At 53.6% G+C, this 16,012-nt stretch carries 10 protein-coding genes and 4 pseudogenes; 9 read left to right on the top strand and 5 right to left on the bottom strand.

Annotation, left to right across the window (positions count from 1 at the left end):
• Window positions 1-123: 123 nt before the first annotated feature.
• From ribH to JCM2850_RS09035, 4 genes and pseudogenes are all read left to right on the top strand, one after another.
• Window positions 124-573 carry a 6,7-dimethyl-8-ribityllumazine synthase gene (gene ribH / locus JCM2850_RS09015; protein WP_025871306.1) on the top strand — a complete coding sequence of 150 codons (450 nt, stop codon included), beginning with the start codon at window positions 124-126 and terminating at the stop codon, window positions 571-573.
• Window positions 570-1,054, top strand: a pseudogene (nusB, locus tag JCM2850_RS18255) (transcription antitermination factor NusB). Before ribH ends, nusB begins: the two are co-directional and overlap by 4 nt.
• Before the next feature lie 256 nt (window positions 1,055-1,310).
• Entirely contained in the window at window positions 1,311-1,997 is a 687-nt protein-coding gene (locus JCM2850_RS09030; RefSeq protein ID WP_025871308.1) for an FHA domain-containing protein, read from the top strand.
• Window positions 1,998-2,149: 152 nt separating this feature from the next.
• Window positions 2,150-3,790, top strand: coding sequence for an HD family phosphohydrolase (locus JCM2850_RS09035; RefSeq protein ID WP_025871310.1), 1,641 nt, complete (start codon window positions 2,150-2,152; stop codon window positions 3,788-3,790).
• Here JCM2850_RS09035 and JCM2850_RS18260 read toward each other — a convergent pair.
• The 5 genes and pseudogenes from JCM2850_RS18260 to JCM2850_RS09060 form a co-directional block, all read right to left on the bottom strand.
• A pseudogene (locus JCM2850_RS18260) lies at window positions 3,775-4,532 on the bottom strand (UDP-2,3-diacylglucosamine diphosphatase). The gene JCM2850_RS09035 and the pseudogene JCM2850_RS18260 overlap by 16 nt on opposite strands.
• Window positions 4,533-4,538: 6 nt before the next feature.
• Window positions 4,539-5,030 carry a peptidylprolyl isomerase gene (locus tag JCM2850_RS09045; RefSeq protein WP_025871312.1) on the bottom strand — a complete coding sequence of 164 codons (492 nt, stop codon included), beginning with the start codon at window positions 5,028-5,030 and terminating at the stop codon, window positions 4,539-4,541.
• A pseudogene (locus JCM2850_RS22745) lies at window positions 5,027-5,703 on the bottom strand (peptidylprolyl isomerase). Before JCM2850_RS22745 ends, JCM2850_RS09045 begins: the two are co-directional and overlap by 4 nt.
• A 25-nt stretch (window positions 5,704-5,728) precedes the next feature.
• A complete protein-coding gene (locus JCM2850_RS09055) occupies window positions 5,729-6,937 on the bottom strand; it encodes a L,D-transpeptidase family protein (protein WP_025871314.1) in 1,209 nt (402 codons plus the stop codon).
• A 44-nt stretch (window positions 6,938-6,981) separates the two neighbouring features.
• Window positions 6,982-8,100, bottom strand: coding sequence for a nuclear transport factor 2 family protein (locus tag JCM2850_RS09060; RefSeq protein ID WP_025871316.1), 1,119 nt, complete (start codon window positions 8,098-8,100; stop codon window positions 6,982-6,984).
• A gap of 248 nt (window positions 8,101-8,348) precedes the next feature.
• Here JCM2850_RS09060 and cysS point away from each other — a divergent pair, with 248 nt between their 5' ends.
• From cysS to JCM2850_RS18270, 5 genes and pseudogenes are all read left to right on the top strand, one after another.
• Complete coding sequence (gene cysS / locus JCM2850_RS09065; RefSeq protein ID WP_025871317.1) at window positions 8,349-9,725, top strand: cysteine--tRNA ligase; 1,377 nt, start codon at window positions 8,349-8,351, stop codon at window positions 9,723-9,725.
• Window positions 9,722-10,081: a hypothetical protein gene (locus tag JCM2850_RS21410; RefSeq protein ID WP_159105147.1), complete on the top strand. Its 360-nt coding sequence runs from the start codon at window positions 9,722-9,724 to the stop codon at window positions 10,079-10,081. The genes cysS and JCM2850_RS21410 overlap by 4 nt, the downstream gene beginning before the upstream one ends.
• A 350-nt stretch (window positions 10,082-10,431) precedes the next feature.
• Window positions 10,432-11,712 (top strand): TolC family protein, encoded by a 1,281-nt coding sequence (locus tag JCM2850_RS09075; RefSeq protein ID WP_088177748.1) that lies wholly within the window; start codon window positions 10,432-10,434, stop codon window positions 11,710-11,712.
• Window positions 11,713-11,756: 44 nt separating this feature from the next.
• Entirely contained in the window at window positions 11,757-12,896 is a 1,140-nt protein-coding gene (locus JCM2850_RS09080) for an efflux RND transporter periplasmic adaptor subunit (RefSeq protein WP_036265874.1), read from the top strand.
• 2 nt (window positions 12,897-12,898) lie between these two features.
• Window positions 12,899-15,999 (top strand): annotated as a pseudogene (locus tag JCM2850_RS18270) (efflux RND transporter permease subunit).
• Window positions 16,000-16,012 lie beyond the last annotated feature (13 nt).

Below are 16,012 nucleotides of genomic sequence, written 5' to 3' on the forward strand. Positions count from 1 at the left end.
CTGGTGAGCTAACGTGCTAAAATAGCGACATTTCTTCTAGGCATAAACCCTGGACTTTCCATAGCGCAGTCAAGCTGCGAACTTTAAATAGCGCAGGATATTGCGCTTAGCACGGACATCATCATGAAAAAACTGGCAGTAGATTTAAACGGCAAAGATTTGCGCATAGGCATTGTGCTCTCACGTTTCAACAGCAATATAGGCGAAGGCTTGCTGCAAGCTTGTGTGGCGCAATTGCACAAGCTGGGCGTGGCAGATGACGACATTACCCTGGCCACAGTACCAGGCGCGCTGGAAACCCCAGCGATTTTGCTGCAAATGGCCGATAGCGAGCAATTTGATGGTCTGGTTGCCCTGGGTGCAATCATCCGTGGCGAAACCTACCATTTTGAAGTGGTTTCCAATGAATCTGCGCGTGGTATTTCCGATGTGCAATTGAGCACAGGCATCCCCGTGGCCAATGCCATTCTCACCACAGAGAACGATGAACAGGCTGAAGCCCGTATCGCGGTCAAGGGCGCAGAGGCAGCAGACGTAGTGGTTGAGATGATCAACCTGCTGAAGCAGCTATGAGCGACCAGGATAAGCAGGGCGAAGCCCAGGCCAGGCCCAAGCCAGTTAAAGCTGCACGTAGCCGCCGCAAATCCCGTGAGCTGGTGCTGAAAGGCATTTATCTAGGCCTGATGAACCAGAAAGAGCTGCGCGTGATCATGCGTGAGCTTGCCGACGATCCGGATTTTGATAAGGCCGATGATGAGTATTTCCGCCAGTTGCTGGAAGGCGTTGCTGGCAGCATGGATGAGCTCGATGCGCGCCTCGCCGGGGCGCTGGATAGACAGGTATCTGAACTCAGCCCGATTGAACATGCCATTCTGTGTATCTCGGCTTATGAGTTGATCCACGACATCAGCATTCCTTACCGCGTGGCTATCAATGAAGCGTGGAACTTGCCAAATTGTATGGTGGCACCGATGGCCATAAATACGTCAATGGCGTACTGGATAAAATTGCCGCCGAAGCGCGCCCAGATGAATTCCAGCGCGGCAGGAAATGAATCAGGCCGACAGTAATAAGGCAGGCAGTAGCAAGGCAGTCGGACACAATATTGACTAGCTAAAAAAATAGCCAACCCCAGGGTTGGCTATTTTTTTGCTTGCAGATTGAATGCTGCAAGGCTGCAGCGTTGTTAAACTTGTAATCTGCTGCTGGCTTTGTAAAGATGGCAAGCATGAGTTTAAAACAAGCATAAGCCCCACTAGTGTTGACATAACACCTGTCCAATAAGGATGGGATGGGGTAGGGAGAGGTAGATGGCAAAGCTGATACTGACGCTGGGAGGTGATTTCCTGGCGGAGTTTCCACTGGATAAAGAACGCCTGGTAATAGGGCGGCGGCCTAGTTGCGATATACGCCTGGAGAATCTGGCTATCAGTGGTGAACATGCTGATGTGATTGTGCGCGATGGCGAGGTTTATCTGGAAGATAACCAGAGTACCAACGGTACGCGCGTCAACGGTGAGGTGGTGACACGCCACAAGCTGGTGGATGGTGACATTATAGGTTTGGGCAGGCATCAACTGGAATTCCGTGAAGAAAACCTGGCCAATGAACGCGGTTTCGAAAAAACTATCATGGTCATGCCCAATGCCTTTGTGACCGGCATGCCTGACCGAGGCCATAAGCGCAATGCTGTGCCTAGCCCTGAAGTGGAAACCCAGCTTGCCAGGGGGCGCATCAAGGTATTAAGCGGCAGCAGCAGTGGGCGTGAGCTGGTGCTGCAAAAGACGCTGACCACATTAGGCAAGACGGGTGTGCAGGTGGCGGTGATCACCAAACGGCCGCATGGTTATTTTCTTGCCCATGTTGAAGGCGATGGACGGCCCTTGGTCAATGGCACTGCCATAGGGGTGCAGGCGCAAAAGCTGGCGGATGGAGATGAAGTGGAGTTGGCAGGCGTACGCATGCAGTTCAGCCTGGAGGCTGCAGCAGAGGTTTAGCTTCAATGATTGGAATTGAAGGTTTGGACTTATGACAGGGGATTGAAGCCTGAGAGTTTTAAGTAAAAGACTTGAAGCAGGAGATTTAAAGCAAGACCTTTGAAGTTCAGTAGCGCATATTTTCATTCATCGTGTTGGTTGAAGGGCGAGCAATGACGGTAGCGGATGTCACAGACAATGACTTGGTTCAACAACTCGAAGACCTCAATGCCATAGGCATCGCCTTGTCAGCAGAGCACGATAGCCAGCGGCTGCTGGAAATGATCGTGATCAGTGCCAAGACCCTTACCCATGCCGATGCAGGGACGCTATATAGCGTTACCGACGATGGCAGGCTCAAGTTTGAGATCATGCGTACCGACTCCCTGAATATTGCCATGGGCGGCACTACGGGTCAGGCAATTCCCTTTGAGTCTTTGCCCTTGCACCTGCCAGACGGCAAGCCCAACCGCAATATGGTGGCCGCCTACGCCGTGCTGGAAGACGCCACCGTCAATATCGCCGATGCCTATCAAGCGCAAGGCTTTGATTTTTCCGGCACCCGCCAGTTTGATGCACGTACCGGATACCGTTCCACATCCTTCCTCACTGTGCCCATGAAAAATCATGAGGGGCAGATCATAGGCGTATTGCAGCTGATCAACGCCATGGATGAGCATACAGGCAAGATTGTGCCTTTCTCCGAGGCCAATACCCGGTTGGTGGAGTCCTTGGCCTCGCAGGCGGCGGTGGCGCTGACCAATCATCAATTGATAGATGGCCTCAAGAATCTGTTTGAGGCATTTATCTGTTTGATTGCAGATGCCATTGATGCCAAGTCGCCATATATCGGTGGTCACTGCCGACGCGTGCCGGAATTGACCATGATGTTGGCAACCGCGGTCAATCGTGTGCAACATGGCCCTTTGCAGTCTTTCCAGATGAATGCGAGCGAGATGGATGAGCTGCGCATCGCCGCCTGGTTGCATGATTGCGGCAAGATCACCACGCCCGAATCATTGATGGACAAGGCCACCAAGCTGTCAGTGATTTATGACCGCATTGCGCTGATAGCCCAGCGCTTTGCCTTGCTGAAGAAGCAAGGGGAATGCCGCATGCTGCGGCAACAGTTGCAACTGCTACAGGCTGGCAAATCGGCAGAAGCCACGGCCTTACAGTTGGCGCATGAACAATGGGTGAAGATCTTGGATGAAGACTTTGCCTTTCTGCAAGAGGTCAACAAGGGCTGCGAGCTGATGCCAGCGGAGGATCAGGCCAGAGTACGGCAGATTGCCAATCATGTATTGGAGGATGCGCAAGGGCAGCCCATCCCCTTCCTGACCGAGGATGAGGTGTATAACCTGCTCATAGAATCCGGCACCTTGAACGCAGAAGAGCGCCAAGTGATTAACCATCACATTGTCATGACCATCGATATGCTGGAAGCGCTGCCTTACCCCAAGGGTTTGCAGCGCGTGCCTGAATACGCAGGTAGTCATCATGAGCGTATGGATGGCAAGGGTTATCCGCGAGGATTGACGCGTGAGCAGATTTCCATCCCGGCACGTTTGATGTGCATCGCCGACATTTTTGAGGCACTGACTTCGGGCGATAGGCCGTATAAAAAAGCGAAAACCCTATCCGAGTCTCTGGAGATTCTCGGGCAGATGAAGCTGGATCAGCATATAGACCCTGATCTCTTTGATATCTTTATTCGCGAGAAAGTCTATCTGGAATATGCGCAACGCTACTTGTTGCCAGATCAGATGGATCAGGTGGATGAGGCTAAAATACCCGGCTATGTGCCAAGCTGAGGCAGCGCAATATTGCTGAGCCCTTGCGCGTCCATGCGCAGGCAGCTGCCTTGTTCATACCAGTCACCCAATACCCAGCGTACGCTGTCATGGCTATCCACCTGTAGCTGATGACTATCTGGCCTATGGGTGTGGCCGTGTATGAGTATCTCTGGGTAGTCATAATCGCGCAGCAACTGTGCCACCGCCTCAGCATTTACATCCATGATGGTCTGCTGTTTGGTGGATTTTTCTTGCTCGCTACGCTGCCGCAAAGCTTCAATTTGCGCCTTGCGCACGCTTAAATCCTGCTGCAGAAACTGCTGTTGCCAGGCGCTAGAACGTACTTGCTGGCGGAAGGCTGATAGGCAACATCGTCGGTGCAAAGTACATCGCCATGGCTGAGCAGCACGCGGCGGCCGTATAGCGTGAGCAGGGTGGGGTCTGGCAGCAATTGCAGGCCCGCGGCAGCGGCAAAATCTTCCCCTATGAGAAAATCGCGATTGCCGTGCATGAAATAGATGCGCGTAGCTTGCGCGGCAAGTTGGCGCAGGGCTTTAATAATGGTGGCGTGCTGAGCTAAATCATCATCGCCCGCCCAATATTCGAAGAAGTCACCCAGAATATAGAGCGCTTCGGCCTGGGGCGCGATGGTGTGTAGGAAAGCCAGGAACTGGCTGGTAATGGCGGGGCGGCTACTGCAAAGATGCAGGTCAGAAATGAACAGGCTGTGCGCCGGGGATTTCTGACCTGCGGACTCCATCAACGCTTAGACGATTTCAGCGCGTTCGATGATGACAGGCTCGTTTGGCACATCTTGGTGACCATTCTTGCTGCCAGTCTTGACCTTGCGGATCTGGTCTACAACTTCAGTACCTGCAGTCACTTTGCCAAATACAGCATAGCCCCAACCTTGTGAGGTAGGTGCGGTGAAGTTGAGAAAATCATTGTCAGCAACGTTGATAAAGAACTGGCTGCTGGCAGAATCAGGCGCTGGGGTACGCGCCATGGCTAGCGTGTAAGTCTTGTTTTGCAGGCCGTTGTTAGCTTCGTTCTTGATGGCTGCATTGGTGGGCTTTTGCTGCATATCTGCAGTGAAGCCGCCGCCTTGAATCATGAAACCATCAATCACGCGGTGGAAAATGGTGTTGTCGTAAAAACCGTCTTTAACATACTGCTCAAAGTTAGCCGCAGTGATAGGGGCTTTTTCAGCGTCCAGTTCAATGGTGATTTCGCCGAAATTGGTATGAAGTTTGATCATTTCTTTCCTTTGCTTTTTGGTGTGTCTTCAGTCTGTGCGAGCTTGTTGCTCTTTTTATAATCCAGGCGCTCGGCGATATTCAGCGGCTGGTCTAGCAAGGCCACTTGCTCAATCACCACTGGCTCAATCGGCACGTTAAGGTGAGCGCCTACTACCTTGGTAGGGCTTTTGCCTATGCGCTCAACTACGTCAATACCCTTGATCACCTTGCCGAATACACAGTAGCCAATATAGGCAGCCTCAGGCTTGTGGAAGTTGAGGAATTTGTTATCGGCCAGATTGATAAAGAACTGTGAAGTGGCCGAGTTGGGGGCAAAAGCGCGTGCATGGCAATAGAGCCATACTCGTTCTTCAGGCCGTTGTTGGATTCATTTTCGATAGGCGAGAATGTGGATTTTTCACGCATATCCGCAGTCAGGCCACCGCCTTGCACCATGAATCTATCTACAGTGCGATGGAAGGTGGTGCCGGTGTAATAGTCGCTGGTCACATACTGAATGAAGTTGGCGACGGTTTTGGGGGCTTTGTCCGGGTACAGCTCGATAATAATGTTGCCGTGGTTGGTGCGAATTTCCAACTGTGGCGGGTTGAGGTCTGCGGCCTGGCTGATCGGGCTGGAAAGCATAGCGAGCAGCAACAGGGGTAGGCTAAGGGCGCGTAGCATGGTGCGCATTGAGAGGATCCTCCAAAAAGACGGTTTAGGCGGGACCTTCGTACATGATTTTCCAGCGTCGATTGTCCCAAACCCAGTACTGCTGTTTTTTCATGCGACTTGCAAGCACGTCACTTTTGTAATCCTGGTCGAAGCTGACCTGCACCATGGGCGCAGGGCTACTAGGATAACGGAACATGCTGATATTGGATAGGCTGATTTTCACATTTGGCTTGCTTGCCTGTATGCGGCGCTTGTCCTGACTCCATCGAGACAAGTCACTATCAGTACTGAAAAAGTCGTCGGCATAATGCGCCAGATAATGCTCGGTATCCTGCTTTTCCCAATCCTGGCGCCATTGCTCAAGCGCTGCTTGCAATGCCTGATTGCGCTGCTGGGCTTCCTTGGTCGTGATCCAGGTCAGGTTGTTACTGATAATAAAGGGGGTAGTGCCGCCTTGTAATACCCCGGCCAAAGACTTGAGGTCAGGGTTGGCGATCACCACACAACCATCGCTGGCCTTGGGTGGGCGGCTGTACATATCGCTGGGGGTGCCGTGTAGCCAAATACCATGGCCCTTCTTGCCTTGTTTTCTATCCAGGGCATTCGGGTAGCTCAAGGGGTAGGCGGCCTCGCCATAGAAATCCGGCAGCTTGCGCTCCAGCTTCTGCCCGGCCACATACACGCCTAAGGGTGTGCGTTTGTCACCTTCAGAAAACTTGTCGCTGCCGTTCTTGCCCATGGTGATGTAATAGTCCACCAGATAATGTGGCAGGTTGTCGCGATTTTGGTAAACGTACAGTCTGGATTTGGCGGTATCTACCACCACGGCGTAACGCTGGTCTGGCGCCATGCGCCACAGCACGTCAGGGATACGGTCTTCGTGCAATTGCTCCAGGTGGCGCTCTATTCTTACCCTGGCTTCATCCTGAAAATCAGCGCGCGCGGCACGGCTTTTATCGTCCTGAATCGGTGATTGCTGGGCAAATGCCATCAATAAATCACCCCGCACCAGATGCGCCAGGCGGAAATTAGGTACGGCGGCCAGTAATTGATCTATGGTGTTGAGCGCATCACGCAATTTGCCATCATTGATTTCGAGCAAGCCTTGCACCAGCAGGCGTTCTGCCTGATTGGCGCTAAAAGCGGGCAGGCTGGCCGACATAATGCCGGGTTTCTCGGCGGTGGCGTTCCAGGGTAGCAGACAGCTGCATAGCAGGGCTGTAGCTAGAAATTTGAAAACAGGTTTGCGCATGCGGTGTAGCGGATAGTTCTAACTGGTAATTTCAACGATTAATGCTAGCGGTTAGCTAATTCTTGCTGGATCAACCAGCGGCCCTGATGCTGCACCATGATCAATTGCTTGCTGGTACGTTGCGACATGCTGCCTGCATGGTAAAACTGCGTGAAGCGTACTTTGGCTTGGTGCTCGTTCTCAAGCTGCACCTGCACGTTGCTCAGGGTCACTTCTATGCGCGCAGGCTTGCTCACGCGATCACGCCTGGTGCTTTCCCAGTTGCTGCGGCTTTCGCCACCCGGTGTCTTGAACTCCTTGGCATAGCAGGCCAGGTATTGTTCCACATTCTGGCTAGCCCAGGCTTGTGACCAGTGGCTGACGGCATCGCGTACAGCTTGTTCGCTGGCAGAAGGCGCAGCGTTAGCGACAGCGGTTTCGCTTACCTTGGGCTTGGCTGTGTCCTTGGCAATATCTTTGCTAGCAGGCGTTGCCTCTGCCAGCTTGGCATTCGCAGTTTCTGCTGGTTTGGCTTCGCTGGGTTTACTTAAGTCCGCGCTCTTGCTGGCTTCTTGTGGTTTGTTGTTTTCTACAGGCTTGCTGGCAGGGCGTGTTTCCACCTTGCTGGCTGCTGGGGCTGCGGGTGTAGTGCTAGCCGCCAGCGTGGGCGGATTGTTCAGTGCCTGGCCAGGAGCAGGCAGTAAATCCTTGATCAACGCCAGCTTGCTTTTGGCGCGGGCATTGCTGTTATCCAACTGCAAAGCCCGGCCATAGGCTTCAGAGGCCATACGGGCGTAGATATCACCCAGGTTTTCATGGGCGGTGGCATAGCTGGGGTGGGTACGTATAGCAGCTTCAAGTGCGCTTTTGGCCTTGTCGTAATTGCCTTGATAAGCGTACAGCACGGCCAGATTATTGTAGGGGGCGGGCAGGTGAGGGTATTTTTCCGTGAGGTCGGTAAAGACCTTGATCGCCTCATCGCGTTTTTCGGTTTCAGCTAGCAACACACCCTTGAGGAACAGGGCTTTGGCATCCTTGGGCTGGGTTTGCAGATAGCTGTTCAGGCGTTCTAGCGCCTGTGTGGTTTTGCCTTGATCAGCCAGTAAGTTGATGTCATCGAGTTCCGCAGCCTGACTAAGTCCCGCAAGCAGCAAGAAAACCAGCGCCACAATATGGGGAAGCATGGCGTAAATAGGGGCTGTGTTATAATTCGGTCGCAATTTTTCAGTCGTCCATTCTGTGCATATTGCTGTTATTCAGCGAGAGAATTATATTCAAATTTGCTTATTTGGTGTTGCGGATTGCATGTCGCCATATTAATTGACAATAAATGTGTGCAATTTCATTGCCAGCAAGCGTCTTTAATCTGATTTGGCCCTGCAATCCTGCATTTACGGCTGGAAAATTTCATTTCTTTCATTTATAACCGATCATGCTGAAAATCTACAACTCTATTGCGCGCGAAAAGCAGCAATTTACCCCTATCGTCGCTGGCAAGGTCAGCATGTATGTGTGTGGCATGACGGTATATGACTATTGCCATCTCGGACATGCACGCGTCATGGTGGTCTTCGACATGGTCAATCGCTGGTTGCGCCAGAGTGGTTATGCAGTCACCTATGTACGCAACATCACCGATATTGATGACAAGATTATAGCTCGCGCCAATGAAAACGGCGAAACCATCACGGCCCTGACCAATAGGTTTATCACCGCCATGGACGAGGATTCCGCGCGTTTAGGTGTGATGCGTCCCGATATTGAGCCGCGTGCAACCGACTATATCGCCGAGATGATCAATATGATCACCGCCCTGATCAACAATCAGCATGCTTATGCGGCTGATAATGGCGATGTGTACTACTCAGTTTCCAGCTTTGCCAGCTACGGCAAACTCTCAGGTAAATCACTGGAAGATCTGCGCGCGGGTGAGCGTGTGGATATAGACCAACATAAGCGCGACCCCTTGGATTTTGTGCTGTGGAAATCAGCCAAGCCTAATGAACCCAGCTGGGATTCTCCCTGGGGCCCAGGCCGTCCAGGCTGGCATATCGAATGCTCCGCCATGGGTGAGAAGCAGCTGGGCAAGCATTTTGATATTCATGGCGGCGGTCAGGACTTGCAATTCCCGCATCATGAGAACGAGATTGCCCAAAGTGAAGGTGCGCATGGCTGCACCTTTGTGAATTACTGGATGCACAATGGCTTTATCCGTGTGGATGATGAAAAAATGTCCAAGTCCCTGGGCAACTTCTTCACTATCCGTCAGGTATTAGAGCAATATGATGCGGAAGTGGTGCGCTTCTTTATCCTGCGTGCGCAATATCGCAGCCCGCTGAATTATTCCGATCATCACCTTAATGATGCCAAGCAGGCCTTGACCCGTTTATACACCGCTTTGCGTGGTGTGGAAGCAGAGGCAGTTGAACTGGATTGGCAGCAAGCGCATGCTGCGCGTTTCCAGCAGGCCATGAATGATGACTTCAACACACCTGAAGCCTGTGCCGTGTTGTTTGAACTGGCAACAGAGGTCAATCGTAGCGGTTCAGCACAGCTGGCGGGCTTACTCAAGACCTTGGCTGGCATGCTGGGCTTGTTGCAACGCGATGCCGAAGAATTCCTGCAAGGCAAGGACGATGGCGGTAGTGAAGGCTTGTCCGCAGAAGATATCCGCAGCCTGATAGACCAGCGCTTGGCGGCCAAGCAAGCCAAGAATTATGCCGAAGCAGATCGTCTGCGGGCGCTGTTAACAGCACAAGACATCATTCTGGAAGACACCCCCGCAGGCACTACCTGGCGCCGCGGATGACAGCCGTAAGCCGCTTGCAAGAGAGTGTAAAGCTGTTTCTCAGCGTTAAGGTTTGTGGTTATAATCGCCGCATGTCTTTTGCGAAGCGCTTATTTGCGCTACTCAGCGTCATCGTGTGTTTGTGTTTGTTTGCGCAGCAAGCCGAGCAAGCCTATGCCATGGAATTCGACGCCCCCGAGTTTTCCCATGTCCAGCACCTGGAGATGGATAATGATAGAGATGCTTGCGAGCCCATCTTGGCCTTGCACATGCCCTTGATCAAACCCGATTTCTTCTTCGATATCAAAGTCGCCCTCCTGGCCGATTCCTATCGCCAACCTGATATTTCCCTCCTGCACCGTCCTCCAATAGCCTGATTGCGCCCGCAATCCGTCCTGGAGGCTGTCAGCTGTGGAAACCATGGCGCACTCCAGGCAATGCGACTGCCAGTGCTATACCCCGCCAGTTATCTGGCTTGGCCCGTCACTTGCTATGGCTATCTTGGCGACTCGATCTAGTTACTTGATCTTAGTGACTTGATCTTTAAGTCTGACACCTGATAGCAACGCTAGCCTGACCACTGCATGGCATGTACATGCCAAGTGCTTGCTGGCGGCAATATGCGGCAGTCTTTAGCGTCCTGGCTGCTACGCTTGTGACGCAGTTCATCAACCAGTTTTTGCAACTCGTGTTTGATAGTGAAATGAATATATACAGAGAATCAGGAATGCGCCTTTATAGTGCGTTGCTGGCGCGACAGTCAGGATTGCGTGCCAATTTTGTGCGCAGCTTGCCGCTCATGCTGGCTTGCTGCTTTATCCAGCCGGCACTGGCCGCTTACACCTTGCCAGATGTCATCGATACTGCATTGCAGAACAACCCGGTAGTTGGCATTGCCAATGCGCAAAAAGAGGCGGCTGAAGCCGCCGTCACCACCGCGGGCACTTATGCCAACCCCCAGGTTGAGGCCGTGATGGGCCCCAGCCGATATCGCACCCCAGGTGGGCAGGGCGGTGACCGCAACTGGAACGTCGGTCTATCGCAGCCACTGGATTTCCCCGGTGTGCGTAATGCCAAGATTGCGGTAGCGGAATTCGGCAGCAAATCCGCCGAGGCTGGTGCCGAGTTGATGCGCATAGAACTGCGCTTCCGCGTCAAATATGCGTTTTATGATGTGTTGCAGCGCCAGTCGGTACTCAAGCTGGTGGAAGGTGATCGTAATTTGCTGCAGCAAATCCGTGAGCGCGTAAAACTGCGCGTGGAAGTCGGCGAGTCCCCCAAGTATGAATTGATCAAGGCAGATACCGAGGCCCTGGCCGCTGAGCGCGATTATCAGGCAGCGCTGGTGCGTATCACCGAAGGCAAGGCATATTTGCGTGGCCTGCTGGGCTCCAGCGTGCCAGTGGAATATGACATAGAAGGGCAATTGCCCATGGGTTATAGCTTGCCTACCCTGGACAGCCTGCGTGATCAGGTCACGCAAAGTCCACAGCTATCGCAAGTGCGTGCCAATACCGAGACCGCAGATGCCAAGCTCAAGCTTGAGCAGCGCTTGCGCAACCCTGGCGTTACCCTCAAGGCCAGTGTGGAGCAAGACCCGGATTTGACACAGATGCGTTTTGGCTTGGCCATCCCCCTGCCATTGTGGGATCAGCGCCAGGGGCCTATCGCTGCTGCGGCTGCCGATGTGCGCCAAAGCCAGGCGATTTTGAGTGACCGTGAACTGGGTTTGCGCCGGGATATGGAAGCCGCCTATCAGCGTTACACCATTGCCCAACAGCAATTGGCTGCATTCGAGAACGGCCTGCTGAGCCAGGCTGAATCTGTACTCAAGGTGGCCGAAGCCGCCTACCGCTTTGGCGAACGCGGCATTCTGGAATACATGGATGCCCAGCGTACTTTCCGGGCTGTGCGCAAGGATTATCTTGCCGCCCGATTCGATTATGTCAGCAGCATGCTGGAAATTGAGCGTCTGCTCGGTACCGAACTTTTGGAGGTTAAGCCGTAATGTTTCTGAATTCCCTGAACACCCTTTCCCCTGCAGCCAGATCTATGCGTATCGTATTGCCTGGCCTGCTGCTGGCCCTGTTGCTGAGCGCATGTAAACCAGCACAAGAAGAAAATGCGGCTGCTGAAAAAGAGCCGCAAGACCCCAATGTGGTTGAGCTGACCCCTGTGCTGCAAAACCAGGTCAAGATAGCGGCCGTAGGTGAAGCCGAGATACGCGATATCTTGCGTGTGCCGGGCAGCATACAAGTGGATGAGCAGCGCGTAGCGCGTATAGGCGCTTCAGTCACTGGCCGTATCACCGATATCAACGTCATTCTTGGTCAAGACGTCAAGCAAGGTCAGGTGCTGGCCACGCTTAATAGCACCGAGCTGGCGCAAAACCAATTGCTCTATATCAAGGCCTCTCAGCAAATTGCCTTGCAGACCAAGGCTGTGGAACGTGCCCGCCAGTTGTTTGAGGCTGATGTGATAGGCGCAGCCGAGCTGCAACGACGCGAAGCCGAGCTTAGCGCTGCCAAGGCTGATCTCTACACCGCCAAGGAGCAATTGCATGTGCTGGGCATGTCGGATAAATCCATCGCCCAGATCGCCAATTCCGGCCAGATGCGTTCTTACAGCAATGTAGATGCTCGCTTGGCAGGCACCGTGATCAGCCGCAAGGTCAATCTCGGTCAGGTGGTGCAGCCTGCTGAAGAATTGTTTATCGTCGCTGATCTTTCCCGCGTCTGGGCTGTGGCCGAAGTGCCTGAACAACAAGCTGAGCTGGTGCAGGAGGGTGAGGATGTGGATATTGAGATTCCCGCCCTGGGCAACCGTAAATTCACGGGCAAGCTGATCTTTGTGGCGGATGTGGTGAATCCGCTGACGCGCACTGTGACTGTGCGCACTGATCTAGATAACAGCGATGAAGCCATCAAGCCCGATATGCTGGTTTCCATGCTGGTGCAATCCAAGGCCGTGAAGCAAGTGGCCGTGCCTCTGCGCGCCGTGGTGCGTGAGAACGACAAAGACCACGTCTTTGTCGAGATTGCCCCCAACAAATTCCGTATGCGTGAAGTCGAGCTGGGTAGCAAGTACCAGGAAATGGTATCCGTGACCGAAGGGCTGGAGCAGGGTGAGAAAGTCATCGCTGAAGGCGCCTTCCACGTGAACAATGAGCGCAAGCGCAAGGAACTGGAATAAGCATGATTGAATCCCTGATTAGAGCTGCCCTCAAGCAGCGCCTGATAGTGGTAGTGCTGGCGCTGGCCTTGATGGGGGCGGGGGTATTTGCCCTCAAGAAGCTATCGGTGGATGCTTTCCCCGATGTCACCAATGTACAGGTCTTGATCGCCACCCAGGCGACAGGCCGCTCGCCTGAAGAAGTTGAGCGGTTTATTGCCGTGCCGCTGGAAATTGCCATGACAGGCTTGCCTGGTCTGGAAGAAATGCGCTCGCTCAACCGCAATGGCTTATCGCTGATCACCCTGGTGTTTACCGATAAAACCGATGTCTATTTTGCGCGCCAGTTGGTGATGGAGCGTCTGATGGAAGTCATGGAGCGCATGCCGGAAGGCGTGACGCCCATCCTCGGCCCCGTGGCTACTGGCTTGGGTGAGGTTTACCAATTCACGCTGGAAAAACCTAGCGATGGCGAAAAAGAGTTATCGCGTGAAGAGCTGACCGAGCGCCGTTCGGTGCAGGATTGGCTGGTACGTCCGCTGTTGCGTGGCATTCCCGGTATTGCCGAAATCAACTCCCAGGGTGGCTACGTCAAGCAATACCAGGCCTTGGTCAACCCTGACCGCATGAGCCATTACGGCCTCAAGCTGCACGATATCTATATGGCACTGGCACGTAATAATGCCAATAGTGGGGGTGGCGTGCTGCCGCACTATGCCGAGCAATATCTGATTCGTGGCGTGGGCTTGATTCAGGATCTGGATGACATCCGCAATATCGTGCTCAAGGAGCAAAGCGGGGTGCCCGTGTATATGCGCGATGTGGCCGAGGTGCAACTAGGCCATGAAGTGCGCGTGGGTGCCGTGGTCAAGAACGGTTATACCGAATCCGTGGGCGGCATCGTCATCATGATGCGTGGCGGTAACGCCAAGGAAGTGGTGAGCCGGGTCAAGGCCAGGGTCAAGGAAATCAACGAGCAAGGCATGCTGCCCGGTGGTTTGCAGATTGTGCCCTACTATGACCGTAGTGAGCTGGTGGATGCGGCGCTGCATACCGTCACCAAGGTGCTGATCGAGGGCATTATTCTCGTCGTCATTATCCTGTTCCTGTTCCTGGGGGATGTGCGCTCTAGCCTGATTGTGGTTTCAACCTTAATCCTCACACCCTTGATCACCTTTATGGCGATGAACTACTACGGCATCTCGGCCAACCTGATGTCGCTGGGTGGCTTGGCGATTGCGATAGGCCTGATGGTCGATGGCTCTGTGGTGGTGGTGGAGAATGCCTTCCACCATCTGGGCCATAGACCAGGCGAAAGCAAGATACGCGTGGTGCTGGAGGCCGCAGCCGAAGTGGGTACGCCTGTGCTGTTTGGTGTAGGTGTGATCATCCTGGTGTTCCTGCCATTGATGACGCTGCAAGGCATGGAAGGCAAGATGTTTGCACCGCTGGCTATGACCATCGCCATTGCACTGTTTATCTCGCTGGTGATCTCGCTGACATTGTCACCTGTGCTGTGCTCCTACATCCTCAAGGGTGGCAGTGGCGAAGATACGCGCTTTATCCAGGCCATCAAGCGTCCTTATCTGCGCATGCTGGACTGGGCATTGAATCATGACAAAACCACGATTCTTGCCGCGACTGCAGTGTTTATAGGCACTATCCTGCTGGTGCCTTCCTTGGTACTTCCTTTATTCCAGAAATGAAGGAAGGCTCCATCGTGCCGGGTATCAACCGTGTGCCCAACATCTCGCTCGAGGAATCGATCAAGATGGAAAACGACGCCATGCGCATGATCATGAAAGAAGTGCCTGGCGTGAAATCGGCGGTTTCCGGCGTAGGGCGTGGCGAAAGCCCGGCCGACCCGCAGGCGCAGAATGAATCTACCCCTATCATCAGCCTCAAGCCGCGCGATGAGTGGCCAGAAGGCTGGACCCAGGACGATATCGCAGAAAAAATGCGTGTGGTGCTGGAGCAGTCATTGCCTGGGGTGCAAATCGTCATGGCGCAGCCTATCTCTGACCGTGTGGATGAGTTGTTGACTGGCGTGCGTGCTGACGTGGCGGTGAAGATCTTCGGTGAAGATATGGGCCTGCTCAAGGCCAAGGCCGATGAAATTTCGCGTATCGCCGGTGGCGTGCCAGGGGCGACTGAAATCAAGGTGGAGAAGGTCTCGGGCCAGCAATACCTCAATATCACCGTCGACAGACACGCGATTGCGCGTCACGGCATCAATGCCGCCGATGTACATGACGTGATTGAAACGGCGATAGGCGGCAAGATTGCCACCGAAATCTACGAAGGCCAGCGTCGCTTCAGTGCAGCGGTACGTTACCCTGAGAACTTCCGCGGCAATATTGACGCTATCAGCAATATTCTGATTACTTCGCCTAATGGTTCCAGAGTGGCATTGCGTGATTTGGCAACCATAGAAGTGAAGGATGGCCCGGCGCAGATCAGCCGTGAGCTGGCCAAACGCCGTGTGGTGGTCGGCATCAACGTCAAGGATAGAGACTTGGGTGGCTTTGTGGCCGAATTGCAGCAGGTCTTGGGCAAGCAGCTCAAGCTGCCTGAAGGCTATTACCTGGAGTTCGGTGGCCAGTTCCAGAACATGGAGCGTGCCATGGGCCACTTGATGGTGATTATTCCAGTTACGGTGGGGGCGATCTTCTTCCTGCTGTTCCTGCTGTTTAACTCGGTACGTTATGCCACCATGATTATCATGGTGCTGCCATTCGCCTCCATAGGCGGGATTATTGCCCTGTTCCTCACTGGGGAATATCTCTCAGTGCCAGCCTCGGTGGGCTTTATTGCCCTGTGGGGGATAGCGGTACTGAATGGCGTGGTGCTGGTATCGTATATCCGCAGCCTGCGCGATGAAGGCATGAGCCAGCAGGATGCCATCATCAAGGGTTGTACTCAGCGTTTCCGTCCCGTCATGATGACGGCCACTGTGGCCATGCTGGCGCTGGTGCCCTTCCTGTTTGCCACTGGCCCAGGTTCGGAAATTCAGCGCCCACTGGCTATCGTGGTGATTGGCGGCCTGATTACCTCCACCTTGCTGACGTTGGTGGTGGTGCCTACCCTGTATCGCAAATTTGAAGAAAAACGTATTGAGGCCTGATAAAGGGACTGAA

Source organism: Methylobacillus glycogenes JCM 2850, assembly GCF_000617925.1.
Classification (GTDB): Bacteria; Pseudomonadota; Gammaproteobacteria; order Burkholderiales; family Methylophilaceae; genus Methylobacillus; species Methylobacillus glycogenes.

Bases quoted from the DNA above. Each gene is read 5' to 3' on its own strand.
- JCM2850_RS21410 (WP_159105147.1), top strand. From the start codon at position 9,722: ATGACAGCCGTAAGCCGCTTGCAAGAGAGTGTAAAGCTGTTTCTCAGC.
- cysS (WP_025871317.1), top strand. From the start codon at position 8,349: ATGCTGAAAATCTACAACTCTATTGCGCGCGAAAAGCAGCAATTTACC.
- JCM2850_RS09055 (WP_025871314.1), bottom strand. From the start codon at position 6,937: ATGCGCAAACCTGTTTTCAAATTTCTAGCTACAGCCCTGCTATGCAGC.
- JCM2850_RS09045 (WP_025871312.1), bottom strand. From the start codon at position 5,030: ATGATCAAACTTCATACCAATTTCGGCGAAATCACCATTGAACTGGAC.
- JCM2850_RS09035 (WP_025871310.1), top strand. From the start codon at position 2,150: ATGACGGTAGCGGATGTCACAGACAATGACTTGGTTCAACAACTCGAA.
- JCM2850_RS09080 (WP_036265874.1), top strand. From the start codon at position 11,757: ATGCGTATCGTATTGCCTGGCCTGCTGCTGGCCCTGTTGCTGAGCGCA.
- ribH (WP_025871306.1), top strand. From the start codon at position 124: ATGAAAAAACTGGCAGTAGATTTAAACGGCAAAGATTTGCGCATAGGC.
- JCM2850_RS09060 (WP_025871316.1), bottom strand. From the start codon at position 8,100: ATGCTTCCCCATATTGTGGCGCTGGTTTTCTTGCTGCTTGCGGGACTT.
- JCM2850_RS09030 (WP_025871308.1), top strand. From the start codon at position 1,311: ATGGCAAAGCTGATACTGACGCTGGGAGGTGATTTCCTGGCGGAGTTT.
- JCM2850_RS09075 (WP_088177748.1), top strand. From the start codon at position 10,432: ATGCGCCTTTATAGTGCGTTGCTGGCGCGACAGTCAGGATTGCGTGCC.